Consider the following 25665-nt stretch of genomic DNA (forward strand, 5'->3'; position numbering starts at 1 on the left):
AAAGAAGGGGAAAATACCAGTGGGAAAAAACAAGTAAAACTGAGCCGCCCGCAGGCGGCTCAGGAGAGGCTTACTGTTTCGGCGTAAGGTTTTGCGCGTCGTCAGTTAACTGCTGCGAGCCCAGTTCTGCACCGGTGGTAGGATCAATATCCGGGTTAGAACGGGTGCGCAACGCCATGCTTTCAAGCATGGCTTTTTCCTGCTCCGACAGCATCACTGATGCCAGACCGTCGCCGCCGTCAACCGCCGGCTGAGGATTCGCGACGTAATCAAAGTTCTCATCCGAGTTCCAGCTACCGCGTACATCACCGCCTTCAGACATATTGAAGTAAGTGTTGGCATACTTCTCAATCGGCGGCAGTTTGCCTGGCGGGAAGTTGTTACGAATCGAATAGAGCGCTTTCTCAAAAGAGATCTGGTGCGCGACTTCGCGCGTCATCAGGAAGCCCAGCGCATCTTTTACGCCTGGATCATCCGTCAGGTTAATCAGTCGTTCGTAGATGATTTTTGCACGCGCTTCTGCGGCGATATTGGAGCGCAGATCGGCGGTGACTTCGCCGATGGTATCAATATAGGCTGCGGTCCAGGGTACGCCAGCAGAGTTTGTCAGCGGCGGCCCACCACCGTACAACAATGCGGTGGTATGACTATCGTTACCGTTGCCGGTTAATGAACGATAAAGCTCAGCTTCCTGTTCGGTTCCTTCAGCCAGCGCGCCTTTTGCGCCTTTGTTCAGCATCCCTACCAGAGAACCGATAATCTCAAGATGGCTCAGCTCTTCCGTTGCGATATCCAGCAGCATATCTTTACGTCCGGCATCGTCATCGCCCAGACCCTGGGTAAAATAACGGCAGGCGGCGGCAAGTTCACCCTGCGGACCACCAAACTGCTCAAGCAGCAGATTTGCCAACCCTGGGTTAGGTTCAGCCACACGTACCGTGTACTGCAATTGTTTGACATGTCTAAACATTGCTCACTCCTCTATAGAGGTTGCCAACGCTGGCAACCTCAATGCAGTGAAATGCCATTGCTGGCTTTGATATTATTTTTTTGCTTCGGTATCTGGCTGTGCAGAACGCACCATGAACTGCTCGGTAACATCAGGCAGATGGTTCAGTGCCCAGTCAGCCATTGCTTTTTCCTGCTCGCGGATTTGCTCAAATACGCGTGCACCCTCGCTATCGCCAGCCAGTTCAGCGGCGGCAATCAGAGAGGTGTAGCAGGCAATTTCAAACTGTTCGAAGACGTAGCCGCTGATTGCGCCTTTCACGACTTCATCGGAAGCAAACATACCGCCCATCGCCTGGCCCATCGCCGCCACTTTCCCCATCATGTCTTTCATGGTAGAGCTGGAGGTATCCTGACGATCGATAACCTGTTGCAGCATTTGCTGCTGCTGACGTGTTTCTTCGATATGTTGCTGAAGACGTGCTTTAAGATCGGGATAATGCTCCAGGCGCGAAGACATTTTTTCCAGCATTTCTTCTGCTTGTTTTTCCATTGCATGCGCGTCACGCAGCCAGCTGAGATAGTTTTCCTGATAAGTCATACTTTCACCTCGTGATAAGTGAGTCAGAAAATAAGCCCAACGTAATCAACAAACGCAACGTCAGAATTATCTCTTTCATATTGTTCACCGATAAAAGTTCGGCGAACCTTAAAATCCATACTTAAAAAGCGTAGGCAGCGAAACAGCAATTAACAACCCTAACGCAAAAAAAATTTGCGTTATGTTTTTGTTAATGCGCTATAAAGCAGAAACGGGTGATATTCAGATTAGTGCTATAAATAGAGATACGGAAATGAGAAACCCCCGACAGTTATACAAAACGTGTCGGGGGTTGAAAACGATGGGATCAGCCAGCTAATCGGTTAGCTGCCAGAGGGACGTCCACCGCCGTGGCTGTTTTGGCCGCCTTTTTTACCAGCTTCGGAAGCTTTTTCACGGTCATTTTTGAAATTACCCCCGCTATGCTGACCGCCTTTTTTACCGGCTTCTGATGCTTTCTCACGATCTTCTGCGAAATTACCAGGATTGCCACGATGTTCAGTCATAGTATTCCTCCTCGTTATTTCATAAATAATATTCTTATCCACTACCTGGGTAATGGAAAAGAATATTCGCGACTACGGGTATAAATTTAGCTAACGCGTTGAGGAACGCAAATGATAAACGCAGCGGTAATAAATGATTGAAAAGAAAAAGAACGGCCCTGTAAACCTTCAGATTTGAAAGATTTAATTACAATCGGATGCAAATATTAAATAAACGCAGGGTTATTAACAGGCGAAGCGGTAATAAGCATTAACTCTGCTGTGATTTTATGGGAGATAAATAAACGATAAGGTAATTACCGTGCAGGCCAGTCTTTACTGACCTGAGTTATTCACGGCACTTTTGACGGAATTCGCCAGGCGTCATGCCATAGTGACGAACAAAGGTTTTGTGGAAAGTATCATGGGAAGAAAAACCATGCTGTACCGCAACATATTCAATGGTGACATTCGCCTCTAACAGCATGCGAGCTGAGGCAACCAAACGCTTTTCGCGGCAGAACGCTGCCAGGGTTTTCCCGGTTACCGCATGAAAGTAACGCTGAAGATACCATTTTGAATAACCCGTTTTTTCAGCGCAGTCATCTACGGTAATGCGTCGATGTGGATTGCTTTCAATCCAGCGCATCAGTTCACGAATAACGCCATAGGTGAACATCTTTTCACTTGCCGCGCTTACGCTCATGTTTCTCTCCCTTTACCGTGCGGACGCATCTGGCTGCAACTCCAGCCGAATAAGGTGAAGCAAATTGCACCGCAGCACCTCTTCATCACCATCAATGACGCCGTGCATGGCCAGTAAATCCTGCCCCAGAACCAGCGCGATCAAACGCCAGGCGGTAGCAGACGCCATATCATGGCAACGCAAATGGTTATTTTCGATGACACTACTGAGCATGCTGTGCCACTGATTCAGCGCATAGACAAAGATTTCGTGCAGTGCGCGATCCTGATGCGCCAGCACCGACACTTCACGCCAGATTTCTATATCGCGCGTTTTTTTATCACAGGTACCCAGCAGCGCGAGTACGGCGTCGATACCGCTTGATGCTTCGCTGGCTGCTTTATGTTCCGCCGATTTCTCATGCACAATAGCCAGGAATGCCTGACACTTTAGCTGACTTAACGAAGCGAAATGACGGTTGATATGCCCTACAGCTGCCCCGCTCTCTTGCGCAACTTTGCGTGCAGTAACCGCAGCGTATCCTTCGCTTTTCATCACTTTTATGGCGGCATTCAGTAACAATTCTGCCCGCACGTCCGCTTTTAAGTATCCCATTCCTTTGTCCCGTAATGTTTAGCTGGCGGGCAGTGTGCCTCTTTTTGAACACATGTTCAATAATTTTCCTGAACATGCGTTCAAAACAATATGACATATCCTTACATATCCTTTACAGCAACAACATTACAGCTAATCGTTTGCGTAACATACGAAAGCGATTGCTTGCTATTGAAAAGGCGCTGTATGACGAAATTTTTAAACACACAACGTTTGTTCGTGATCTGCATCACAAAACAGCTGAATCAAAATGAAACAAACTTTGACAAACGTGAGCAATATCTATTTTCTATCCGCAGGATACAGGCAACCTATGCGGGCTGCCGCGACGTACCCGTACGTCCTCCCCGGAGTGGCATATAACAACACCTTTCCGTCCAGAAATGGGCACTGATTCGCGGCCTTCTCTGACTCAGCAGAGAGGCCATTAAGCATGTGGTAACCAATGAAAAATAAAATGTTGATGGCAGGCGCGCTGTTGGCAGCGTCATACAGCGTCACTTCTCAGGCGCAAACCAGCGATGCGACCTATGTCTCTGACTGGTGGCATCAGAGCGTTAACGTGGTGGGCAGCAACCACACCCGCTTCGGGCCGCATCTGAATAACGACGTCTATCTGGAATATGAAGCCTTTGCCCATAAAGACTGGTTTGATTTTTATGGCTACCTGGATATTCCTAATTTCTTCGGCGCGGCAAACAGCTATCAGCAAGGCATTTGGGACAACGGTTCGCCGCTGTTCCTGGAAATTGAACCACGCTTTTCTATTGATAAGCTGACCGGCACCGACCTGAGCTTCGGTCCTTTCAAAGAGTGGTATTTCGCCAATAACTACGTTTACGACATGGGCCGGGACAGCAACAGCCGTCAGAATACCTGGTATATGGGTCTGGGAACGGATATCGATACCCATACCAAACTGGGCCTGTCGCTTAACGTCTACGCCAAATATCAGTGGGAAAACTATGGTGCGGCGAATGAAAACAGCTGGGATGGTTACCGCTTCAAGGTGAAATACTTCCTGCCGATCACCACGCTGTGGGGCGGCAACCTGAGCTATATCGGCTTTACCAACTTCGACTGGGGCTCCGATCTGGCTGATAAAACGCCGGGTGCTACTCGCGCCAGTAACTCTATCGCCTCCAGCCATATCCTCGCGCTGGGCTACGATCACTGGCACTACTCGGTGGTGGCGCGTTACTTCCATAACGGCGGTCAGTGGGCGGATGGTGCCCATCCGAACTTCGGCGACGGTCCGTTTGAAGTGAAATCAACCGGCTGGGGTTACTATCTGGTTGTGGGTTATAACTTCTAATAGCAAGCAGGGCAGGAGTTAACCCCCGGCCCCGCCGCCTGAAGACAAAAAAGCCAGCCATCTTTACGGAGGCTGGCTTTTTGTTTACTTAGCCCAGCATTTCACGGACAAAGTTTTCAATCTCTTTATCCTGGCAGTTCTCAAAGAAACACTGCTGGAAACGCTGACCGCTGACCGCTGTTTTCACCAGTTCGGGATCGATCGCGCGCAGTGTATCAAGGTAGTTATCTTTCACCACTGCCGCTTTGACCTGATTAAGGATACCGGCGTTGCGCACCTGTGGCTCTTTACGCTCCGGCGGATAGCCCTGGCCTTTTTCGCCGCTAAAGGCTTTTTCAAAGATAAAGCGCAGGTTCAGCTCCGCACCCCAGCCGAAACCTTTGGCGAAAGGCAGCGCCAGCGCGTTACCGTTATTAATCTGGGCAAACAGATAGGCATCCGCCGGATCGATACAGTAACCACAGGCGACGCCCGGATGAATATTTAGCGACATCAGGGCACCCTGGCCAGTGCCACAGCCAGCAATAACAAAATCCACGGCTTTTGAATTCAGCAGAATGCTGGCCATAATACCCAGGTGAATATAGGTCAGATGATGATCCTGCTCATCGCTCATGCCCACGTTAAATACCGGATAATCCAGACCGTTAGCGACCTGCTGCAGTTCTTTTAGCACCACGGCGTTTTTTGCCGCCTGGCTGTTCTCCATCATCAGAGCAATTTTCATCGTTTATCCTCTTATTACCTGGCTGGTTATCTGCCGGTGGTATGCATTCATAATTATGAAACACCGTTTCATAATTTAATATTAGCTGTTTCTTATAAAGATCGCTTTAACTTTTTGCTGTGACGGTTTTCACATTTCTGGGTTCAGGCCCCTTTTTCACTTACTTTTTGCGCACCCGCGCGCATTTAGCTGCCGCCCGAAAAATTGTGTGATCTTTCTTACATTTTCTTCAGGCTACGCTCGGCAACCGCCACGAACCGGGTATGCTCTCCACAATGTGAAACAGCGTTTCATTTTCTATTAACCCCTGGCGGGAGGAAAAAGCTATGGCAAAGGGGAGTCGGTTACATCTGCCCTTCTATCGTTTTCAGGATGAGAAGACCGGTGCGGAAATGGTGCGCTTAACGCCGCCAGAGGTGTTATGCCACCGCAACTATTTCTACCAGAAGTGCTTTTTCAACGACGGCAGCAAGCTGCTGTTTGCCGGTGAGTTTGATGGTCATCGCAACTACTATCTGCTTGATTTAAAGCAGCAGCAGGCCACCCAGCTCACGGAAGGTGCTGGCGATAATACCTTTGGTGGCTTTCTCTCGCCCGACGATCGCTATCTTTTCTACGTTAAAAACGAGCGCCAGCTACGCCGTGTGGATCTGGACACGTATGAAGAGGTCACCATTTACACCGTGCCACAGGCGTGGGTAGGCTATGGCACCTGGGTTGCCAACAGCGAATGTACCAGTCTGGTCGGCATTGAAATCGATCGCGAAGACTGGGAACCGCTCAGCGACTGGCAGGTATTTAAAACCTTTTTTGAAAAAAATCCGCACTGCCGCCTGCTGCGCGTTGATTTACGCACCGGTGAAGCGGAAACCATTCTGGAGCAGCGTCTGTGGCTGGGCCATCCTATCTATCGTCCTTACGACGATCATACCGTCGCCTTTTGCCATGAAGGCCCGCACGATCGGGTTGATGCCCGTATGTGGCTGATTGACGAGGATGGCGACAATATGCGCAAGGTAAAAGATCATGCGCCTGGCGAAAGCTGTACCCATGAGTTTTGGGTGCCTGATGGATCGGCGCTGATCTATGTCTCCTATCATAAAGATCGTCCCGATCGCGAGATCTGCCGCTACGATCCGGTAACGCAGCATAATGAAGTTTTAATGACCATGCCCGCCTGCTCACATTTGATGAGTAATCACAATGGCACGCTGCTGGTAGGAGACGGTTCAGGTACACCAGTGGATGTGCAGGATACCAAAGGCTACACCATTGAAAACGATCCGATGCTGTGGCTGTTTGATGTGGAAACGCGCCGCCATCGTGCGCTGGCGGCCCATAACAGTTCGTGGCGCGTGCTGGACGGCGATCGTCAGGTGACCCACCCGCATCCATCGTTCACCCCGGACAATCGCCAGGTGCTGTTCACCTCCGATTATGAAGGGCAGCCCGCGCTTTACCTGGCTGCCATCCGCGACGATTTTTTCGATCAACCCGCAGATAATGGATAACGGTATGTTTATTTTCAGAGAGCAGACTCAGGTTGAAGATCTGGGCAATGGCGTGACGCGGCGCATCCTGGCGCATGGCGGCGGCATGATGGCGGTGGAAGTGACATTTGAAAAAGATGCGGTTGGCCCGCTGCATCATCACCCGCACGAGCAGCTCACCTACGTGCTGTCAGGCCGCTTCGCGTTTACCATTGATGGCGAAACCCATGAGGTCAGCGCTGGCGATACGCTCTATAAAAAGCCGGATGTGGTGCATGGCTGCGTCTGCCTGGAGCCAGGCGTGCTGCTGGATACCTTTACGCCACAGCGGGAAGATTTCCTTTCGTAATCACGTGCCGCAAAAAATAACGGCGGCGGATCCGGTTAAAGATGCGCCGCCGTGCGATTACGGCTCAGGCTTAATGCGCAGCCTGTGGCAGTTTTTCAATATCAATATTGCCCTGCTGCCTGGAAACAAATGACGTTTTCCGTACGTCGGCCACATCCTGTGCGGTGACCGGCTTCGCGGCCTGGTTGCCCCAGCTGGTGCGAATAAAGTTCACCACGTCGGCCACCTGCCGATCGTTCAGACGCCAGCCAAAGCCTGGCATCACTACCGTACTTGGTGCGCCCTGTACGCCCGGCAAGGTGCTGCCGGTCAGGACGATGTGGATCAGCGAGGTCGGATCGTCTGCCAGCACCACCGGATTGCCGCGCAGCACCGGGAAGAAACGCTTATAGCCCTGGCCATCGGTACGGTGACAGGCGGCACAGCTATCAACATATTCCGCCGCGCCTGCTTTGCTGTCGTCGCCTTTCCACAGCGCCTGTGCCACCGCGTCATCTGGCTGGAAGCCGGTTTGCGAAGGATCTTTCGCGCCTAACGATTTCAGATAGCGCGCTATCGCCTTGATATCTTCATCGCTCAGATACTGCAGACTATGCTCTACCACTTCCGTCATGCCACCGAAAGCCGCCGTATCGTCATTGCGACCGGTGCGCAGAAATTGCACCAGATCGTCCTCGCTCCAGCGCCCCAGGCCGTCACGGTTATCGCCACGCAGGTTGCTGGCGGTCCAGCCATCAATCGGCGCGTTGCTGCCGGCAAGGTAATCGCTGCCTTTCTCATCGCTCAGCGCTTTCTCCTGCATGGTAATGCTGCGCGGCGTGTGGCAGGCGCCGCAATGTCCCAGCCCTTCCACCAGATAACGTCCGCGCGCCAGTTCCCGATCTTCGCCCGATTTCGGCTGAAACGCCTTCACGTCCGGCGCGAAAAGCGTACGCCACACAGAGAGCGGCCAGCGCATCGACAGCGGCCAGGGAATATCGCTCTCTTTATTCTGCTGCGCCACCGGTGCCACGCCATGCATAAAGTAAGCGTACAGCGCCTGCATATCCTCATCGCTTACCACCGCGTAAGAGGGATAAGGCATGGCCGGGTAGAGCGTATCGCCGTTTTTCGCGATGCCGTGACGTACCGCTTTCTGGAAATCGTCATAGCTGTAGCTGCCGATACCGCTTTCCTTATCGGGCGTGATATTGGTGGAATAAATGGTGCCGATCGGCGTTTCCATCGGCAGGCCGCCCGCAAAGGGTTTGCCATCTTTGCTGGTGTGACAGGCGACACAGTCACCCGCGCGCGCCAGATACTCACCACGCTTGATCAAATCGCCGCCCTGGTTATCAACCGCCATTGCGCCAGTAGCGGACGTCATCAGGCACAGCGCCAGTAATACCTTTTTCATCGCCATCATCCTTATGCCTGCACCAGCGGTCCGGGGTTTTTCAGATACTGTTCACGAATTGCCCTGGCCGACCAGTAAGTCAGCGCGGCGACCATGCCGGTTGGGTTATAGCCCAGTCCCTGCGGGAAAGCGGACGCACCCGGCACAAAAACGTTCGGCACATCCCAGCTTTGCAGATAGCGGTTCACCGCGCTGGTTTGCGGATCTTCGCCCATGATGGCGCCGCCATTCATATGCGTGGTCTGATAAACCGTGGTATCGAAATGGGTGCCCTGCACTTTTGGCGCGCCGATGATCTCTTTTGGATTCATCGCCTCGGCAATTTTGCGCATTTTGCCGTGCATAAACTGCGACATCTTGATGTCGTTGTCCTGCCAGTCAAAGGTCATGCGCAGCAGCGGCTGACCAAAGGCATCCTTATAGTTCGGATCCAGATCGAGATAGTTGGTGCGGTAAGACTGGTGCGCGCCGTGCGCATCCATAGAAACATGGTGCGTATAGTGATCGGCCACTGCCGCTTTCCACTTGCTACCCCAGCCAGGCGTGCCCTGCGGCACCGGCAAGCCGGAAATCGGCTTCACGCCCGCCTGGTTAACCCAGAAAGGCGATCCGCCCACAAAGCCATATTTACCGTGGTCAAAATTATCGGCGTTGAAATCGTCCACGCCCACGCCCGCACCGCCTGCGCCGATAAAGTTATTGGTATGTACATCCTTGCCAAAGAACGCCTTGATGGTAGAGATGTTCTGATAGGCAAAGTTACGTCCCACCACGCCTTCGTTGGTGATTGGGTTGTAAGGCTTACCGATGCCGGAAAGCAGCATCAGATGCACGTTATGGAACTGGAAGGCGGAAAGGATCACCAGATCCGCCGGCTGCTCAACCTCGCGGCCCTGCGCATCCACATAGGTTACGCCGGTGGCACGTTTTTTATCGTCAGTCAGATTAACGCGCAGCACATGCGAGTTATCACGCAGCTCAAACTTCGGCTCCTGGCGCAGCGCTGGCCAGATGTTGACGTTGGGCGAAGCCTTGGAATACATGTAGCAGGCGTAGCCGCTACAGTAGCCGCAGAAGTTACACGGGCCCATCTGCGCGCCATAGGGATTGGTATAAGGCGCAGAGGTATTTGCCGAAGGCAGATCGTAAGGATGGTAGCCCACAGACTCAGCCGCTTTGGCAAACAGCTGCGCGGAATAAGTGCGTTTCTGCGGCGGCAGCGGGAAATCGTCCGAGCGATCGGGGGCAAACGGGTTGCCACGGCCCTGTCCGACCACTTTGCCTTTGATACTCCAGGCCGAGCCGGAGGTACCGAACACTTTTTCCGCCTTGTCGAAGAAGGGTTCCAGTTCGTCGTAACTTACGCCGAAATCCTGAATCGTCATCCCTTCCGGAATAAAGTTTTTGCCGTAACGCTCCTCATAGTGGCTGCGCATCCGCAGCTCCATGGGATCGACACGGAAATGGACGCCCGACCAGTGCAGGCCAGCGCCGCCGGTGCCGGTGCCGGGTAAAAACGCCGCCAGCTGACGGTAGGGCTGTGCGGTCTGGGAAGGATTGTGACGAATGGTCACGGTGCTTTTCGACAGATCCTGGAACAGCTTTTTGCGAACGTTATAGGTGAGTTCATCAATTACCTGCGGATAAGCGCCGTCCGGGTAAGTATCGCGGTGCGGACCGCGTTCCAGCGCCACGACCTGCAATCCTGCTTCCGTGAGTTCTTTCGCCATAATCGATCCGGCCCAGCCGAAGCCGACAATCACCGCGTCTACTTTTTTCATCTGGTTTGCCATGCTTATGCTCTTTCTCCACGAATCGATACCGCCGGGAAGGGATAACGCTCGCCGCGCTCCACCCAGTCCATAAAGTCAGCGCGTGCGCCCGGGAAGCCGATCAGCTTCCAGCCCACCATGTGCTGATTGCCGCCGTGCAGCGGATCGCAGAAAAAGCCTTCGCGGGTATTTTGCAGAAGATAAGCAAAGAAAACTTTTGCTGGCAGCTGTTTAAAGCTGGCCTTGTTGCTTTCAAACTCGCTCAGCAGCGCGTCCTGCTGCGCTGGCGTCAGTGCAGCAAAGGCTTTGCCATGTTGCTGTTTCGCCCAGGCGTCCGCTTCTGCAATACCAAGGCGATAGATCTGTTGCGGTACCAGCGGCAGCTGATAGCCCAGCTCTTTCGGCGCATCAGGATCGAATGGTCCCTGCATATACCAGTTATTGCCGGTGGCGTATGGCGTGTTCATCTGCCGATCAATGAATTCCGGAACGCCAGCTTCCAGCGCGCCGGGGCCACGTTCGTCAGCCGGAATTAACCGGGCGACCGCCGCCTTAATAAAGGCAAACTCCTCGGCAGAAAACCAGACGGGCTGATAATCACGAGCGGTTTGCGGCCCGGCCGGCGGCGCGCTATCGGTGGCCTGCGCGCCATTGCTGAGTCCAAATGATGCGATCCCGGTGGTGCCCATCGCCACGGCTGGTGCCAGGGTGATGGTTTTCAGGAGAAAATCCCGCCTTGAAGTGCTTGTTTTGTTTTGCGACATGACATTGCCTTAGCGCTCGTTGCTAACGGCGCAACTGTTGATCCTGATCGTTATTGTAATTATCAGTAACTGAAGGGTTTTTCCGGCAGTAAACGTTTTGTTACCGGTAACAAAGGCGCGCATTGTAACAGTTATTTTGTAAAATCTTTAGCTTCAAAAAACAAAACACCACAATTTTTTTAACATTAAGCTGACATCTCTCTTGCGCTGCCGCGCTCAGTAAAAGCCCCTCTGTAACGGCTGGTCACAACCCTCCACAGACGATTAACATCGCACAGGCTATAACAGAGCCATCCTTACTGTGGAGTGCTTATGTTTAGCTGTTTTTTCCCCCGACCTGTGCTGTTTTTCAGCACCGCGACGCTGTTCAGCCTGATAGCGATCGTGTTCTGGTTTACCGAGGCCAGTCAGCTGGTATTTCATCTGGCGACGTTCGCCGCTTATGCCAGTCAGCCGCTGCCGGATAATGCCTGGCGCTTTGTTCAGCCCGGTGAGCTGTGGTTTTATCTCTATTTCGCCCTAACAACGGCGCTGTTTGCCGCAGGCTGGTTTATTTTTAGCCCTCATCCATGGCAGCGCTGGTCAGTGCTGGGTTCAGCGCTGATTCTGTTTATGACCTGGTTTGATGTGCAGGTTGGCGTGGCGATTAACGCCTGGTACGGCCCGTTTTACGATTTAATTCAGCGCGCTCTGAGCAAGGCGGGCTCGGTATCGCTCGCGGCTTTTTATCAGCAAATTGGCGCTTTCCTTAGCATTGCACTGATAGCGGTGGTCATCGGCGTGCTTAACGCTTTTTTTATCAGCCACTGGGTATTTCGCTGGCGCACGGCGATGAACAACCGCTATATGGCGCACTGGTCGCAGCTGCGTCACGTTGAGGGGGCCGCACAGCGTGTACAGGATGACACCATGCGCTTTTCCGGCACGCTGGAATCCTGGGGCGTGGGCCTGATTCAGGCCATTATGACGCTGGTAGCATTTTTACCGGTGCTGGTCACTCTGTCGAAGCATGTCAAAAGCGTTCCGCTGCTGGGTGCAATGCCCTACGGACTGGTGGTAGCGGCGTTGATGTGGTCGCTGTTTGGCACCGCACTGCTGGCGCTGGTAGGAATCAAGCTGCCGGGTCTGGAATTTCGTAATCAACGGGTGGAAGCCGCCTGGCGTAAAGAGCTGGTTTATGGCGAGGACGATCCTCAACGTGCCGCCCCACCCACGGTAAAACAGCTGTTTAGCCAGGTGCGCTATAACTATTTTCGCCTGTGGTTTCATTATCTTTATTTCAACGTTATCCGCATTCTTTACCTGCAGGTTGATAATGTTTTTGGCGTGTTTATTCTGTTTCCGGCGATTATTGCTGGCACCCTGACGTTGGGTTTGCTGCAGCAAATCACCAATGTTTTCGATCAGGTGCGCGCCTCTTTTCAGTATCTGATCGCCTCCTGGTCAACGCTGGTCTCCCTGATGTCCATTTACAAACGGTTGCGTAGCTTTGAGCGCATTATCGCAGGCGAAACCATAGCGGCAAAACTCACGGAGTGATTGCGTGCTCAGCGCTATCGCTGACTGTACGAAAACGGCAAGCTCAGCGCCGAAATGGCAGAAATCACCGGGGTCATGGAAAATATCAATCTGGCGCTACGGGTTACGCCGCAGCGCCAGTATGTTACTCAACTGACGGCACGCCTGGCTGAGCGCAGCGAACCACGCAGCATTAATTAAGCGCAGCGAACACGCGCTCAACGGCGTATGCGCCTGGGTCTTTAACGCCGTTCAAACTCTCCTGGTTCAGATAGGAAGAGCGCCCGGCTTTCGCCGCGCTCATGCTGGCCGTTGATTCTGCGCCCTGACGCGCGGCAGCGGCGGCCTCGCTCAGCCCTTTGCCTTCCACCAGCGCCTGTAGCGCCGGTTCCAGCGCATCAATTAACGTGCGATCGCCAATGCGGGCACCACCGTAGTGTTTCATACGCTCCAGTCCGGCCATCAGCGCCTGCGGCAAAGGTTGGCCCTCTTCCAGCTGCTGTCCGGCAGCAGTGAACATAATCGACATCAGCACGCCGCTGGAACCGCCCATCACCACCGCCAGCTGTTCACCCACCAGCGTCAGCAAACGTGCAGGTTCATTAAAAGGTAACGCCTGTTGCTGGCTGGCCTGCAGGATCTTACGTGCGCCTGCCGCGAAGGTAGAACCGGTGTCGCCATCGCCTACTTTGGCATCCAGCTTATTCAGCTCGCTTTCGAGATCCACCAGCGTTTGACATACGTTGTCCACCACGCGCTGTACGGCGGCGTTTGCAGAGGGCTGTGCCTGCGGCGGACGTTTAATCTCTTCGCCCTTTATTATTGACGGCGTAGCTAGCTGTTGCAGCGGCTGCCAGCCGCTGGCTTCTACCGGTGCCTGCAGCGCGCGCAGCCGTTCCTGATCCAGCAACAGCGTGGTCAGGGAAAAACCCTTCATATCCAGCGAGCTGACCAGCGTCGCCGGGCCAACCAGGTGACTCAGCCGGTTTGCCAGCGGTGACCGTAGCGCTTCCCGCGCCAGTACGCCTGACTCCAGCATTGAGAAACCGCCGAGGTTGTTGAGCAGCAGCAGCGCCTGTTTCTCGTTCGGCACCTTTTCTGCCAGTTTTTCCATCATGATCTGCACTATTTCACGACTGTTCTGCGTTTTTAGCGTTGTTACACCCGGTTCGCCATGAATACCCATGCCCAGTTCGCTTTCCCCTTCCGCTACGCGGTTGTCCTGCGGCTCGCCGGGAATATGGCAGGTGGCAAACGCCAGCCCTATGCTGGCGGTATCCGCGATAGCCTGTTGAGCGCGCTGTGTGACCTCTTCCAGCGAAGCGCCCTGTTCAGCGTAGTAACCGGCCAGCTTATGAATCAATACGGTTCCGGCCAGGCCGCGCGGCTGTGGATTGTCCGGCAGCGCAATGTCGTCTTTAACGATCGCCAGCTCAACTTTGTAACCCAGCGCCCGCGCTTTTTCTGCCGCCAGACCAAAATTCAGGCGGTCACCGGTATAGTTTTTTACGATCAGCAAGCAGCCCGCTTCACCGGTAACATTAATAATCGCGCTAAGCACTGCATCGACGCTGGGCGAGGCGAAAACATCGCCGCATACGGCGGCGGTCAGCATGCCTTTTCCCACAAAGCCTACGTGCGCAGGTTCATGACCGGAGCCACCGCCGGAAATCAGCGCCACCTTGCGCTTATCCCAGTCGTTGCGCACCACTACACGAATACCTTCTCCGGCAGCCAGTCGGCTCAGGTTATGGAAAGGCGTGGTGATTAACGCACCTTCGATCGCTTCGTTCACCAGTTCGCTTTTTTCGTTCATGAAAAACTGACTCATGGTTTCCTCTCTGTGTTGTTTCGCCCAGACGCAGCGGCGCAAAGCTTAACTGTAGTTGAAGCTGTCAGAGATTCGATAGCAAATATCCGCAACGCGGGCGCATGCAGAGATTAATCATGGGAAAACGTGAATCGCCGGGCTTATCGCCCGGCGAGCGCGTTAGCGAAAAACGCTGATCGCTTCGACCAGCCGCGTAGCCTGGCGCGTCATGCGACCTGATGCCTCCGCACCTTCCAGTACACGCGCCGCGTTTTGATGCGTAATATCGTCCAGATTTTCTACCGCCTGGCTTACCTCACTCAGGGCCGTGGCCTGCTCCGCCGTGGCGGCGCTAATCTGACCAATCAGCGTTGAAACATCCTGCACCCGCCCAACAATTTCCTGCATAGTGCTGCCGGTTTGATTGACCTGCCCGGTACCGGTTTCCACCCGTTTCACGCTGGCTGCTACCAGCGTTTTGATTTCACTGGCGGCTTTGGCGCTACGGCTTGCCAGATTCCGCACTTCACCGGCCACCACCGCAAACCCTTTGCCCTGCTCGCCAGCGCGCGCCGCCTCAACCGCCGCATTCAAGGCCAGAATATTGGTCTGGAAGGCGATGCTATCGATAACGCTGATAATACTGGCGATTTTTTTCGCGCTTTCCGCGATTTCGCTCATGGTGTTTACCATTTCACGCATCGACTCGCCGCCCTTTTCTGCCGCCTGACTGGTGGTAATAGAAAGCTGGTTTACCTCTGCCGCGCTCTCTTTATTGCTTTTTACCGTGGAGGTCATCTGGTTCATGGTGGCGGCGGTTTGCTGGACGTTAGCTGCCGCCTGTTCGGTGCGCTGGCTTAGCTCATCATTGCTGCGCGCCATCGCATCGCTGGCGCTCATGACATTGATCGCCTGCCCGCTCACGTCATCGACCAGCCAGCGAAACATCAGACCAAGCTGACCGATAGCACGCAGCGTGGTGCCGATCTCATCGACCCGATCCATCAAGTCAACTTTATGGCTGTTGCCGGTGGCAACGTTGAGCGCCTGCTGACAGACCCGCTCAAGAGGACGCGAAATCTGCTGCTCCAGCCAGGCGCTGGCAAGGAACAGCAGCAAAGCCATGCCGATGCTGAATATCCCCAGCGCGCCTGCCGTCACGCCCAGCCCCCAGACGCCAGCGATAGTTAACGGCAGCAGCGCCAGCAGCGCAGAACGAATACGCCAACGCAGCGGCATGGTCTTGAACATTGAGCGCCAGCGTCGCCAGCCACGGTAAACCAGCAGTCCCTGATGCAGTTTACGGCCCTTGTGATTTCCGCTACGAAAATCGCCGTACAGCGTTTCCGCCTCCTCGATTTCCGCCGCTGAGGGTTTAGTACGCACCGACATATAGCCATGCACGGCATCATTGCGCATCACCGGAATAGCGTTGGCCCGTACCCAATAGTGATCGCCGTTTTTACGCCGGTTTTTTACCAGCGCAGACCAGGGCAGCCCCTGCTTCAGCGTGGCCCACATATCGGCAAAGGCTTCGGGCGGCATATCCGGGTGCCGCACCATGTTATGCGGCTGACCATTGATCTCTTCCGGCGTAAAGCCGCTGACATCAATAAACGCATCGTTGGCATAGGTTATGTGGCTGTTAAGGTCGGTGGTGGACATCAGCGTTGCGTCATCGCTAAACGCAAACTCCTGATGAGTGACGGGCTGGTTGTTACGCATGAAATCAATTCCTTGAACGGGGCACAAAGTCAGAAACAGTGAATAGATTATGTTTTTTTATAGTTTCGGCATCTGACAGGCGGATCTTTAGCGGAAAAAAAGCGCTGCCCGCCGATAGCAGCCCCGATTTAAGCATGACGGCAGGCGCTTGCCGAAAAATGCAGCGCAGAGTGGGGTTAATTCCATCTATAAGATTTTATTTAGGGTAAGAGAAGGCGCGTGATGAAAGGGATAAAAAGCAGGGTGAAGCAGCTAACCTGTTAAGCCCTGTGCGTTAGCTGCCCGTGAGAAATTACAGGTTTTGCGCAAGCGCCTGTTTTAGCGCCTGACGAATAAATCCCTGATTCTGCGCCAGCAGGTGGGTAGCTTCCGCCGCTGATAGCTGGCCCAGCACCATCAGGATGGCGGTTTTACAGTGGCCGTTACAGTCCGCCAGTGCCGCCTGCGCCGCTTCAGCGCTACAGTCGGTCGCCTGCCGGACAATATTAATCTGACGCTGCACCAGCTTCTGATTAGTGGCTTCCACATCCACCATCAGATTACCAAAGACCTTTCCGCTGCGGATCATCGCGCCGGTGGTCAGCATATTCAGCACCAGCTTCTGTGCGGTTCCGGCCTTCATGCGTGATGAGCCGGTTACCACTTCCGGCCCAACAACCGGCGTTAAGGCAATCTGCGCCACGCGTGCCATCTCGCTGTCAGGGTTACAGGTCAGCGCCACGGTAACGGCCCCCTGACGTTTGGCATAATCCAGCGCGCCCAGCACATAGGGTGTACGCCCGCTGGCGGCAATGCCAACCAGCACATCCCGTTCGCTAAACTGAATAGACTGTAAATCCGCCGCGCCCATATCTGCATTATCTTCCGCGTTTTCCACCGCCTGTAAAATGGCCCGATGTCCGCCTGCAATCAGCCCGATAACCTGCTCACGCGGGGTACCAAAGGTTGGCGGGCATTCACTTGCATCCAGAATACCCAGGCGTCCTGAGGTACCTGCGCCGCTATAAATCAGGCGGCCTCCACGCTGAAAGGCGGCGGTGATGGCGTCTACCGCCTGCGCTATCTGCGGCACGATCGCCTCGACGGCCAGCGCCACCTTTTTATCTTCATTATTAATAACGCGCAGCATCGCCTCCGTTGCCAGTTCATCAATGTTTTCACTGGCCGGATTGCGGCTTTCGGTGATCATACGTGACAGATCGAGACTCATAGCAACTCCCTTGTATACGCTCATGCAGCAAACCGGTTTAGACGCTCTATAATGAGCAACTCGTTATCAGAATGAAACTGTACGCAGTGGAACGGTTTGCTGCGGGCGAAAAAAAACGCCGCCCGGGCATGATACCAGGGCGGCGTTGAGGCTAACAGCCTGTTAACGTGCGGTTTGTAGCCGCAGTTGCTGTTCGTATTCTTTCGCCTGGGCGTTATCAAACTGATCTTCCCACTTGGCGATAACCAGTACCGCCAGCGCATTGCCCACTACGTTCAGCGCGGTACGCGCCATATCCATGATGCGATCGACGCCAGCGATAAACGCCAGCCCTTCCAGCGGGATGCCAACGCTACCCAGCGTCGCCAGCAGCACCACAAACGAGACGCCCGGTACGCCAGCGATGCCTTTTGAGGTCACCATCAGCGTCAGCACCAGCACGATCTCATCCATCAGCGAAAGCTCAATTCCGTAGAGCTGAGCGATAAAAATCGCCGCAATGCTCTGATACAGAGTAGAGCCGTCCAGATTGAAGGAGTAACCGGTTGGCACCACAAAGCTGGTAATGGCTTTCGGCGCGCCGTAGGCTTCCATCTTCTCCATAATACGCGGCAGCACCGTTTCCGAGCTGGAGGTTGAGTAAGAGAGGATCAGCTCATCCTTCAGGATACGCATCAGCGTGGTGATTTTCAGCTTACACATACGCGCCACCGTGCCCAGCACCACGAAGGCGAAAAACAGGATAGCGGCGTATACCAGCAGCACCAGCTTCGCCAGCGGCCAGAGCGAGGAGAAACCAAAGTTAGCAATGGTCACGGCAATCAGCGCAAACACGCCAATCGGCGCATAGCGCATGATCATATGCGTGACTTTGAACATGGTCTCCGAAACCGAACGGAACACCTTCACCAGCGGATCGCGATGCTCGGACGGCAGCGATGAAAGGCCCAGACCAAACAGCACCGAGAAGAAGATAATCGGCAGCATATCGCCTTTGGCGATCGCAGCGAAAATATTCTGTGGGATCAGCGACAAAATGGTGACAACAAGGCTGTGCGCTCCACTCTGTACCTGTTCGGTAGTGGCTTCATATTTAGAGATATCCACCGTTGCCAGCGTCGACATATCAATGCCGGTGCCAGGCTGAAACACGTTCGCCAGGGTAATTCCTACCACGATGGCAATGGTGGTAATCACTTCAAAGTAGACAATGGTTTTGACGCCGATGCGTCCAAGCTTCTTTGCGTCGCCTACACCAGCAATACCCACCACTAAGGTAGAGATAACAATAGGCACAACAATCATCTTGATCAGATGAATAAAGATATCACCGGCGGGCGAGAGGATATTGGTGATTAACCATTCACGATCCTCAGGCTGGTTATGCAAAATCGCACCAACGATGACACCCAGCACCAATGCAATCAGTATTTGCCAGGCAAGGCTGATTTTAAAACCTTTCATAGTGTTTCATTTCCTTAACAAACCCTGATTTCGCCTGGGAAGCGCGGACGCTGACACATATAAGGGAAAGGGACAAAGTCCGGTAAAATCGAGGGTTATTGATGGTATCGCCCGGAAAAGGGCCGTTGATAAGTACCATTATCAACGGGCGAAAAGCAACCTTTCCGACACGCTGTTTCGTCTGATTGTGCCAGGGCAAGATAAATGCCTTTAGGTTATTGATACACTAACTCTATGTTATGAAAAGTAATATAGGCCGTGCTTTTAGCATAGCTATGCATTAACGCAGCGATACCGTTTGCTGTTTTTTTCAACAATTCAGCGCGCCATTACCTACACTTAATCAGAAGGTGAAGCGTTATCGTTTTGCCATCAGACTAATAAAAATCCTGCATTTTTCATCGCATTTACTATTCCCGTGATCTATCGCGCAAAAAGGAAACAAAGCGCTGCCTCTCGCTGTCATTAACCTTTGATTGACATATTATTAACAACTTCAAGGAGATCAGCCATGAGCCAAATAATTAAGCATCCCGTTCCCGCCAATATTGCGGAAAACACCCTGATTAATGCGGAACAGTACCAGGCAATGTACCAACAATCGGTGCAGGACCCCGACGCGTTCTGGGCCGAACAGGGCAAAATCCTGGACTGGATTAAGCCCTATAGCAAAATTAAAAATACCTCCTTTGCTCCCGGAAATATCAGCATTCGCTGGTACGAAGACGGCACGCTGAATTTGGCCGCCAACTGCCTTGACCGGCATCTGCATGAGCGTGGCGATCATCCGGCAATTATCTGGGAAGGCGATGACGCCAGAGAAAGTAAAACCCTGACCTATCGCGATCTACATCGCGAGGTTTGCCGCTTCTCTAACGTTCTTAAAGAACTGAATATTAACAAAGGCGACGTCGTTGCTATCTATATGCCGATGGTGCCCGAAGCGGCGATCGCGATGCTGGCCTGCGCACGCATCGGCGCGGTGCATTCGGTTATTTTCGGTGGCTTTTCGCCAGAAGCGGTGGCGGGTCGTATTATCGACTCCAGCGCGAAACTGGTGATCACTGCCGATGAGGGTGTGCGTGCAGGTCGTACCATTCCTTTAAAGAGAAATGTTGATGACGCGCTAAAAAATCCGGGCGTTACCACCATTAATCATGTGGTGGTGATGAAGCGCACCGGTAATGAAATTAACTGGCAAAACGGCCGTGACTGCTGGTGGCATGAGTTGATGAACAGCGCCTGCGCCCATCATCAGCCGGAAGAGATGAACGCTGAAGATCCGCTGTTTATCCTTTATACCTCCGGCTCTACCGGTAAGCCGAAAGGCGTGCTGCACACCACCGGCGGATATCTGGTCTATGCCGCCACGACCTTTAAGTATGTGTTTGATTATCATCCGACCGATGTTTACTGGTGTACCGCTGACGTTGGCTGGATCACGGGTCACAGCTATCTGCTTTACGGTCCGCTGGCCTGTGGCGCCACGACGCTGATGTTTGAAGGCGTGCCCAACTGGCCGCAGCCAAGCCGCATGGCGGAAGTGGTTGATAAACATAAGGTAACGCTACTCTATACCGCGCCAACGGCGATCCGCGCTCTGATGGCGGAAGGCGACAAGGCGATTGCCGGCACCAGCCGCGCTTCGCTGCGTATCATGGGATCGGTGGGGGAACCTATCAACCCGGAAGCCTGGGAGTGGTATTACAAAAAAATTGGCGACAGCCGCTGCCCGATAGTGGATACCTGGTGGCAGACCGAGACCGGCGGCTTTATGATCGCTCCCCTGCCCGGCGCTACTGAGCTGAAACCGGGATCGGCCACCCGACCTTTCTTTGGCGTTCAGCCTGCGCTGGTGGATAACGAGGGTCATTCACAAGAGGGAGCCTGCGAGGGCAACCTGGTCATTGTTGATTCCTGGCCGGGCCAGGCGCGCACCCTGTTCGGCGATCATGAACGCTTCGAGCAAACCTACTTCTCTACCTTTAAAAATATGTACTTCAGCGGCGACGGCGCGCGACGCGATGAAGATGGCTATTACTGGATAACCGGTCGCGTGGATGATGTGCTGAATGTTTCCGGGCATCGTCTGGGCACCGCTGAAATTGAATCGGCGCTGGTATCCCATGCCAAAATCGCCGAAGCGGCCGTGGTGGGTATTCCTCATTCAATTAAAGGACAGGCGATTTACGCCTATATCACGCTGAACCACGGTGAGGAACCAACGCCGGAGCTTTATGCGGAGGTTCGCAACTGGGTGCGTAAAGAGATTGGGCCGATCGCTACGCCCGACATCCTGCACTGGACTGATTCACTGCCAAAAACCCGCTCCGGCAAGATTATGCGACGTATTCTGCGCAAAATCGCCACGGGCGATACCAGCAACCTGGGCGATACCTCGACGCTTGCCGATCCCGGCGTGGTGGAAAAACTGCTCGAGGAAAAACAGGGGATTACCATGCCATAATCGGCGGGCGGTTCAGGGCCGCCCGGCGTAGTCAGCACGCGACTCGGCGGGTTCTGCCAGCCGGGAAAAAACAGACGTCATAACACGATAAAAAATCCTTTGCGCTTTTCTTACCTCTGGAGACGCTGTAATGAACGACGCTATCTATGCCCGAATAGAGAAGAGTGCGCGCTTTAAACTGCTGGTGCAAAAGCGCCAGCGTTTTGCGCTGCTTCTCACCATTATCATGCTCATCCTGTATGTTGGCTTTATTCTGCTTATCGCCTTTGCGCCCGACTGGCTGGGAACCCCGCTGCATGAAGGCACCAACGTCACGCGCGGTATTCCCATCGGCGTCGGCCTGATTGTTATCTCTTTTCTGCTCACCGGCGTTTATGTCTGGCGTGCCAACGGCGAGTTCGATCGTCTGACCAAACAGATCCTTGATGAGGTGAAATAATGAACGGGCTAAAACGCTTTACGGCGGGGCTCGCTCTGCTGTTTCCGCTGCCGCTGCTGGCTGCCGACGCGCTGACTGGCGCAGTGCAAAAACAGGGAACGAACTACCAGGCGATTATCATGTTTCTGGTGTTTGTCGCCGGTACGTTGGGGATCACCTGGTGGGCGTCGAAACGCACCCGATCGCGCAGCGACTACTATACCGCCGGCGGCAATATTACCGGTTTTCAGAATGGGCTGGCGATCGCCGGCGACTTTATGTCCGCCGCCTCGTTTCTGGGTATTTCCGCGCTGGTCTACACCTCCGGCTACGATGGTTTGATCTACTCGCTGGGCTTCCTGGTCGGCTGGCCGATCATTCTGTTTCTGATTGCCGAACGGCTGCGTAATCTCGGGCGCTATACCTTTGCCGATGTGGCCTCTTACCGCTTACAGCAGAAACCGATCCGCACGCTTTCCGCCTGCGGTTCGCTGGTGGTGGTGGCGCTGTACCTGATTGCCCAGATGGTGGGCGCGGGCAAACTGATCCAGTTGCTGTTTGGCCTGGATTATCACGTTGCCGTGGTGCTGGTGGGCATTCTGATGGTGCTCTATGTGCTGTTCGGCGGCATGCTGGCCACCACCTGGGTGCAGATTATCAAAGCGGTGCTGCTGCTGTTCGGCGCGTCGTTTATGGCAATTATGGTGATGAAAACGGTCGGCTTCAGCTTCAATACGCTGTTCACCGAGGCGATGGCAGTACACCCTAACGGCCAGGCAATTATGCGTCCCGGCGGGCTGGTAAACGATCCGATTTCAGCGCTGTCGCTGGGGCTGGGACTGATGTTCGGTACCGCCGGGCTGCCCCATATCCTGATGCGCTTCTTTACCGTGAGCGATGCCCGCGAGGCGCGTAAAAGCGTGTTCTGGGCCACCGGCTTTATGGGCTACTTCTATTTCCTGACCTTTATTATCGGTTTCGGCGCGATCCTGCTGGTGGGTGCAAATCCGATGTTTAAAGACGCCACTGGTGCGCTGATTGGCGGCAACAACATGGCAGCGGTGCATCTGGCGAATGCGGTCGGCGGCAGCACCTTCCTCGGCTTTATTTCTGCGGTGGCGTTCGCCACTATTCTGGCGGTGGTCGCCGGACTGACGCTGGCCGGCGCCTCTGCGGTTTCGCACGACCTTTATGCCAGCGTATGGCGTAAGGGGCAGGCCAACGAACGCGAGGAGCTGCGCGTATCGAAAATCACCGTGCTGGTGCTGGGTGTAGTGGCTATTGCCCTGGGTATTTTGTTTGAGAAACAGAATATCGCCTTTATGGTGGGGCTGGCCTTCTCTATCGCCGCCAGCTGTAACTTCCCGATTATCCTGCTTTCGATGTACTGGTCGAGGCTAACCACGCGCGGTGCGATGGTGGGCGGCTGGCTGGGTCTGCTGACGGCGGTGATACTAATGATCCTCGGCCCTACCGTGTGGGTTCAGGTGATGGGACATGAATCTCCGGTGTTCCCGTATGAGTATCCGGCGCTGTTCTCGATGCTGGCAGCCTTTATCGGCACCTGGCTGTTCTCTGTCACCGACCATTCGGCGCAAGGCGCCCAGGAGCGTCAGCTGTTCCACTCGCAGTTTGTTCGTTCACAAACCGGGCTGGGTATCGATCAGGGCAAGACGCACTGATCGTCACGCTCCAACTTTATCATCCTTTACAACAGGGCCTACGGGCCCTGTTTTTATTTAGCCTCGCCGTTAAGGCGCCTGCTACCGGGCTGCGGCCCACATCAGTTGACCAATTAGCGGCGCGATGATCACCGTTACCACGCCAGAGAGCATCATGACCAGGCTGGAGACCACGCCTTCCTGCTGCCCCAGTTCATAAGCGCGCGCGGTACCGGCACCGTGTGATGCGGCACCAAAACCTGCACCTTTGGCCATGCCCTGTTTTACCGCCAGCCGCAGAAATAGTACGTCGCCGACCGCCATACCGAATACGCCAGTCAGCACCACAAACAGCGCCACCAGATCGGGCTGTCCGCCTACCTGCTTTGCCGCCGCCAGCGCAAAAGGGGTAGTGATGGAGCGTATCGCCAGGCTGCGCTGGATAATTTCCGGCAGCGCCAGCAGACGCGCCAGCCAGACCGAACTGCATACGGCCACCAGCGTGGCGGTGACCACGCCAACCGACAGCGAAAGCCAGTGCTGGCGGATAATGCTCTGGTTTTCATAGACCGGCACCGCAAACGCCAGGGTCGCCGGGCCAAGTAACCACAGCAGCCAGCGGCTCTCGCTGATATAGTTCTGCCAGGAGATATGCATCACCAGCAGCATGCCCACCAGCAGCAGCGGCGTCAGCACCAGCGGCATCAGCAGCAGTTTGCGCCAGCGGCGGTAGAGTCGTTTATTAAGAAAGTAGATGCATAGCGTGGCGATAAAACAGAGCAGGCTAATAATGAGATTATTCATGGCGCGCCTGCTTACGTTGCGCCAGCCAGATCTCCAGCCGGTAAACTCTGTCCACCACCAGCGCCGTTGCCGCCAGCACCATCAGGGTGCTTAGCGCAATCACTACGCAGATACGCCAGCCCTCAGTTTTTAGCAGATCGCCATAGTTGACCACCGCGACTACCGCCGGAACAAAGAACAGCAGCATCTCTGCCAGCAGCCAGTTGCCGCCCGCCTTGACCCATTTCAGTGGCATGATGCGCAACGCCAACAGCGCCAGCAGCAGCAGCATACCAACAATATTGGCGGGTAGCGGCAGATGCAGCCAACTCACCAGCTGTTGCGCGCAGATAAACAGGCCGACATAAATAGCGACCTGTACAGGCACCTGCAAACGTTGCAACCATCCCGTTTTCTGCGGGCTTAAGGCCAGAGCCATTTTGATTTTCTCCCCCTGTTTCTGTGATGACTGTCAGTATACGGCGCTGGCAAAGGGTGAAAAAAATGAATTAAAATTATCCAAAGTATGCATAAAAGGAATAGTTGATGGATGTTCGGGCGTTACGCTACTTTGTTGAGGTGGTGCGTCAGCAAAGCTTTACCCGCGCGGCTGAAGCGCTATTCGTGACGCAGCCAACCATCAGCAAAATGTTGCGTCAGCTGGAGGATGAACTGAATTGCAAGCTGCTGCTGCGTGAAGGCCGTCGGCTACACCTGACCGACAGCGGTCAGGTGGTTTATCAACGCGGCCTGATGATTTTGCAGGAGTTCAAACAGCTGCAGCAGGAAATTGGCGATATCAATCAGCTGAAAACCGGTGAGCTGCGGCTGGGCGTGCCGCCTATGGTCGGTATGCAAATTGCCGGTTCTGTCTCTGCATTTCGCCAGCGTTATCCCGGCATTACGTTAAAAATCGTTGAGTCCGGCGGGCTGACGGTGCAGGAAGCGGTTCTCTCCGGCAGCCTGGATTTAGCGCTTACCGCCCTGCCAATAGATGAACAGCTACCGCTCAACACGCTGACGCTAATGCGCCATCCGCTGTGCGTGCTGGTGCCGCACGCCGCGCCCTGGCTGGAGCGTACCAGCGTCTCGCTGGCGGAGGTCACCCGGCACCCGCTGCTGATTTTTAACGAAGAGTTTTCGCTTAACCGGCAGCTAAAGCAGGCTTTCCAGCGTGAAGGCCTGACGCCGCGGATCGCGGTACGCAGTGGACAATGGGATTTTCTGGCGTCGATGGTGCAGGCGGGGATGGGAGTGGCGATTTTACCAGAGCCGATCTGTCAGCGGCTGGATAAGCAATCGCTGCTGTGGCTGCCGCTGGAATCGGAACTGGCGTGGACGCTGGGATTGATCTGGCGAGAAGGCAGCTATCTTTCCCGCAGCGCGCAGGCGTGGATTGACTGCTGCCGTGAATACTGGCCGGGCGATGCGCCGACCCTGTGGGTATAGGCGGGCAAAGGTG

23 protein-coding genes are annotated in these 25665 nt (G+C 54.3%); 8 read left to right on the forward strand and 15 right to left on the reverse strand.

From position 1 onward, the window contains the following. Positions 1-70 precede the first annotated feature (70 nt). The 5 genes from ACQE3Y_RS13875 to ACQE3Y_RS13895 all read right to left on the reverse strand — a co-directional run bounded on the left by ACQE3Y_RS13875 (position 71) and on the right by ACQE3Y_RS13895 (position 3334). Positions 71-970, reverse strand: coding sequence for a manganese catalase family protein (locus tag ACQE3Y_RS13875; RefSeq protein ID WP_426973180.1), 900 nt, complete (start codon positions 968-970; stop codon positions 71-73). A 72-nt stretch (positions 971-1042) separates the two neighbouring features. Continuing rightward, positions 1043-1549 (reverse strand): ferritin-like domain-containing protein, encoded by a 507-nt coding sequence (locus ACQE3Y_RS13880; protein ID WP_352412391.1) that lies wholly within the window; start codon positions 1547-1549, stop codon positions 1043-1045. 323 nt (positions 1550-1872) lie between these two features. Then, positions 1873-2055, reverse strand: coding sequence for a general stress protein (locus ACQE3Y_RS13885; RefSeq protein WP_085069752.1), 183 nt, complete (start codon positions 2053-2055; stop codon positions 1873-1875). A 328-nt stretch (positions 2056-2383) separates the two neighbouring features. Beyond that, positions 2384-2740 (reverse strand): helix-turn-helix domain-containing protein, encoded by a 357-nt coding sequence (locus tag ACQE3Y_RS13890; RefSeq protein WP_426973179.1) that lies wholly within the window; start codon positions 2738-2740, stop codon positions 2384-2386. 12 nt (positions 2741-2752) lie between these two features. Further along, the gene (locus ACQE3Y_RS13895; RefSeq protein ID WP_426981909.1) at positions 2753-3334 is read right to left on the reverse strand and encodes a TetR family transcriptional regulator; all 582 of its coding nucleotides are present in this window, start codon (positions 3332-3334) and stop codon (positions 2753-2755) included. 445 nt (positions 3335-3779) lie between these two features. On the opposite strand from ACQE3Y_RS13895, the gene ACQE3Y_RS13900 reads away from it, so the two are divergent. Next, on the forward strand, positions 3780-4649 hold the full coding sequence (locus tag ACQE3Y_RS13900) for a nucleoside-specific channel-forming protein Tsx (protein ID WP_426981910.1): 870 nt from the start codon (positions 3780-3782) through the stop codon (positions 4647-4649). Positions 4650-4737: 88 nt separating this feature from the next. Here ACQE3Y_RS13900 and ACQE3Y_RS13905 read toward each other — a convergent pair whose 3' ends face one another. After that, on the reverse strand, positions 4738-5376 hold the full coding sequence (locus ACQE3Y_RS13905) for an RpiB/LacA/LacB family sugar-phosphate isomerase (RefSeq protein ID WP_085069746.1): 639 nt from the start codon (positions 5374-5376) through the stop codon (positions 4738-4740). A 326-nt stretch (positions 5377-5702) separates the two neighbouring features. On the opposite strand from ACQE3Y_RS13905, the gene ACQE3Y_RS13910 reads away from it, so the two are divergent. After that, positions 5703-6887 carry an oligogalacturonate lyase family protein gene (locus ACQE3Y_RS13910; protein WP_426973176.1) on the forward strand — a complete coding sequence of 395 codons (1185 nt, stop codon included), beginning with the start codon at positions 5703-5705 and terminating at the stop codon, positions 6885-6887. Positions 6888-6891: 4 nt separating this feature from the next. Further along, a complete protein-coding gene (locus tag ACQE3Y_RS13915) occupies positions 6892-7215 on the forward strand; it encodes a cupin domain-containing protein (protein ID WP_250651024.1) in 324 nt (107 codons plus the stop codon). Positions 7216-7285: 70 nt separating this feature from the next. Here the strand turns inward: ACQE3Y_RS13915 and ACQE3Y_RS13920 are convergent, their stop codons facing one another. From ACQE3Y_RS13920 to ACQE3Y_RS13930, 3 genes are read right to left on the reverse strand one after another with little or no spacing between them, the layout of a single operon-like run. Then, positions 7286-8611 carry a c-type cytochrome gene (locus ACQE3Y_RS13920; RefSeq protein WP_426981912.1) on the reverse strand — a complete coding sequence of 442 codons (1326 nt, stop codon included), beginning with the start codon at positions 8609-8611 and terminating at the stop codon, positions 7286-7288. Positions 8612-8622: 11 nt separating this feature from the next. Next, on the reverse strand, positions 8623-10404 hold the full coding sequence (locus ACQE3Y_RS13925) for a GMC family oxidoreductase (protein WP_085069742.1): 1782 nt from the start codon (positions 10402-10404) through the stop codon (positions 8623-8625). Between the two features lie 2 nt (positions 10405-10406). Further along, positions 10407-11147: a gluconate 2-dehydrogenase subunit 3 family protein gene (locus ACQE3Y_RS13930; RefSeq protein WP_426981913.1), complete on the reverse strand. Its 741-nt coding sequence runs from the start codon at positions 11145-11147 to the stop codon at positions 10407-10409. A gap of 312 nt (positions 11148-11459) precedes the next feature. Here ACQE3Y_RS13930 and sbmA point away from each other — a divergent pair, with 312 nt between their 5' ends. After that, positions 11460-12686, forward strand: a complete 1227-nt coding sequence (sbmA, locus tag ACQE3Y_RS13935) for a peptide antibiotic transporter SbmA (RefSeq protein ID WP_426981914.1) — start codon at positions 11460-11462, stop codon at positions 12684-12686. 172 nt (positions 12687-12858) lie between these two features. On the opposite strand, the gene ACQE3Y_RS13940 is transcribed toward sbmA, so the two are convergent. The 4 genes from ACQE3Y_RS13940 to gltP form a co-directional block, all read right to left on the reverse strand. Next, complete coding sequence (locus ACQE3Y_RS13940; protein WP_426981915.1) at positions 12859-14496, reverse strand: dihydroxyacetone kinase subunit DhaK; 1638 nt, start codon at positions 14494-14496, stop codon at positions 12859-12861. 159 nt (positions 14497-14655) lie between these two features. Continuing rightward, positions 14656-16200, reverse strand: coding sequence for a methyl-accepting chemotaxis protein (locus ACQE3Y_RS13945; RefSeq protein ID WP_426981916.1), 1545 nt, complete (start codon positions 16198-16200; stop codon positions 14656-14658). A 292-nt stretch (positions 16201-16492) separates the two neighbouring features. Further along, positions 16493-17410 (reverse strand): N-acetylmuramic acid 6-phosphate etherase, encoded by a 918-nt coding sequence (murQ, locus tag ACQE3Y_RS13950; protein ID WP_426981917.1) that lies wholly within the window; start codon positions 17408-17410, stop codon positions 16493-16495. Between the two features lie 162 nt (positions 17411-17572). Then, positions 17573-18874, reverse strand: a complete 1302-nt coding sequence (gene gltP / locus ACQE3Y_RS13955; protein WP_426973164.1) for a glutamate/aspartate:proton symporter GltP — start codon at positions 18872-18874, stop codon at positions 17573-17575. Between the two features lie 511 nt (positions 18875-19385). Between gltP and acs the strand changes: the two genes are divergently transcribed. From acs to actP, 3 genes are all read left to right on the forward strand, one after another. Beyond that, a complete protein-coding gene (acs, locus tag ACQE3Y_RS13960) occupies positions 19386-21341 on the forward strand; it encodes an acetate--CoA ligase (protein ID WP_250651031.1) in 1956 nt (651 codons plus the stop codon). Positions 21342-21471: 130 nt separating this feature from the next. Next, complete coding sequence (locus ACQE3Y_RS13965) at positions 21472-21780, forward strand: DUF485 domain-containing protein (protein ID WP_085069725.1); 309 nt, start codon at positions 21472-21474, stop codon at positions 21778-21780. Then, the gene (actP, locus tag ACQE3Y_RS13970) at positions 21780-23441 is read left to right on the forward strand and encodes a cation/acetate symporter ActP (protein WP_426973161.1); all 1662 of its coding nucleotides are present in this window, start codon (positions 21780-21782) and stop codon (positions 23439-23441) included. The genes ACQE3Y_RS13965 and actP overlap by 1 nt, the downstream gene beginning before the upstream one ends. Before the next feature lie 81 nt (positions 23442-23522). On the opposite strand, the gene ACQE3Y_RS13975 is transcribed toward actP, so the two are convergent. After that, on the reverse strand, positions 23523-24224 hold the full coding sequence (locus tag ACQE3Y_RS13975; RefSeq protein WP_426973159.1) for an LrgB family protein: 702 nt from the start codon (positions 24222-24224) through the stop codon (positions 23523-23525). Further along, on the reverse strand, positions 24217-24642 hold the full coding sequence (locus ACQE3Y_RS13980; protein ID WP_426973157.1) for a CidA/LrgA family protein: 426 nt from the start codon (positions 24640-24642) through the stop codon (positions 24217-24219). The genes ACQE3Y_RS13975 and ACQE3Y_RS13980 overlap by 8 nt, the downstream gene beginning before the upstream one ends. Positions 24643-24749: 107 nt before the next feature. Between ACQE3Y_RS13980 and ACQE3Y_RS13985 the strand changes: the two genes are divergently transcribed. Next, a complete protein-coding gene (locus ACQE3Y_RS13985) occupies positions 24750-25652 on the forward strand; it encodes a LysR family transcriptional regulator (protein WP_426981918.1) in 903 nt (300 codons plus the stop codon). The last annotated feature ends 13 nt before the right edge of the window (positions 25653-25665 follow it).

Source organism: Pantoea sp. FN0305 (assembly GCF_050113845.1).
GTDB lineage: Bacteria > Pseudomonadota > Gammaproteobacteria > Enterobacterales > Enterobacteriaceae > Mixta > Mixta alhagi.

Bases quoted from the DNA above. Each gene is read 5' to 3' on its own strand.
- ACQE3Y_RS13875 (WP_426973180.1), bottom strand. From the start codon at position 970: ATGTTTAGACATGTCAAACAATTGCAGTACACGGTACGTGTGGCTGAA.
- ACQE3Y_RS13880 (WP_352412391.1), bottom strand. From the start codon at position 1,549: ATGACTTATCAGGAAAACTATCTCAGCTGGCTGCGTGACGCGCATGCA.
- ACQE3Y_RS13885 (WP_085069752.1), bottom strand. From the start codon at position 2,055: ATGACTGAACATCGTGGCAATCCTGGTAATTTCGCAGAAGATCGTGAG.
- ACQE3Y_RS13890 (WP_426973179.1), bottom strand. From the start codon at position 2,740: ATGAGCGTAAGCGCGGCAAGTGAAAAGATGTTCACCTATGGCGTTATT.
- ACQE3Y_RS13895 (WP_426981909.1), bottom strand. From the start codon at position 3,334: ATGGGATACTTAAAAGCGGACGTGCGGGCAGAATTGTTACTGAATGCC.
- ACQE3Y_RS13900 (WP_426981910.1), top strand. From the start codon at position 3,780: ATGAAAAATAAAATGTTGATGGCAGGCGCGCTGTTGGCAGCGTCATAC.
- ACQE3Y_RS13905 (WP_085069746.1), bottom strand. From the start codon at position 5,376: ATGAAAATTGCTCTGATGATGGAGAACAGCCAGGCGGCAAAAAACGCC.
- ACQE3Y_RS13910 (WP_426973176.1), top strand. From the start codon at position 5,703: ATGGCAAAGGGGAGTCGGTTACATCTGCCCTTCTATCGTTTTCAGGAT.
- ACQE3Y_RS13915 (WP_250651024.1), top strand. From the start codon at position 6,892: ATGTTTATTTTCAGAGAGCAGACTCAGGTTGAAGATCTGGGCAATGGC.
- ACQE3Y_RS13920 (WP_426981912.1), bottom strand. From the start codon at position 8,611: ATGAAAAAGGTATTACTGGCGCTGTGCCTGATGACGTCCGCTACTGGC.
- ACQE3Y_RS13925 (WP_085069742.1), bottom strand. From the start codon at position 10,404: ATGGCAAACCAGATGAAAAAAGTAGACGCGGTGATTGTCGGCTTCGGC.
- ACQE3Y_RS13930 (WP_426981913.1), bottom strand. From the start codon at position 11,147: ATGTCGCAAAACAAAACAAGCACTTCAAGGCGGGATTTTCTCCTGAAA.
- sbmA (WP_426981914.1), top strand. From the start codon at position 11,460: ATGTTTAGCTGTTTTTTCCCCCGACCTGTGCTGTTTTTCAGCACCGCG.
- ACQE3Y_RS13940 (WP_426981915.1), bottom strand. From the start codon at position 14,496: ATGAGTCAGTTTTTCATGAACGAAAAAAGCGAACTGGTGAACGAAGCG.
- ACQE3Y_RS13945 (WP_426981916.1), bottom strand. From the start codon at position 16,200: ATGCGTAACAACCAGCCCGTCACTCATCAGGAGTTTGCGTTTAGCGAT.
- murQ (WP_426981917.1), bottom strand. From the start codon at position 17,410: ATGAGTCTCGATCTGTCACGTATGATCACCGAAAGCCGCAATCCGGCC.
- gltP (WP_426973164.1), bottom strand. From the start codon at position 18,874: ATGAAAGGTTTTAAAATCAGCCTTGCCTGGCAAATACTGATTGCATTG.
- acs (WP_250651031.1), top strand. From the start codon at position 19,386: ATGAGCCAAATAATTAAGCATCCCGTTCCCGCCAATATTGCGGAAAAC.
- ACQE3Y_RS13965 (WP_085069725.1), top strand. From the start codon at position 21,472: ATGAACGACGCTATCTATGCCCGAATAGAGAAGAGTGCGCGCTTTAAA.
- actP (WP_426973161.1), top strand. From the start codon at position 21,780: ATGAACGGGCTAAAACGCTTTACGGCGGGGCTCGCTCTGCTGTTTCCG.
- ACQE3Y_RS13975 (WP_426973159.1), bottom strand. From the start codon at position 24,224: ATGAATAATCTCATTATTAGCCTGCTCTGTTTTATCGCCACGCTATGC.
- ACQE3Y_RS13980 (WP_426973157.1), bottom strand. From the start codon at position 24,642: ATGGCTCTGGCCTTAAGCCCGCAGAAAACGGGATGGTTGCAACGTTTG.
- ACQE3Y_RS13985 (WP_426981918.1), top strand. From the start codon at position 24,750: ATGGATGTTCGGGCGTTACGCTACTTTGTTGAGGTGGTGCGTCAGCAA.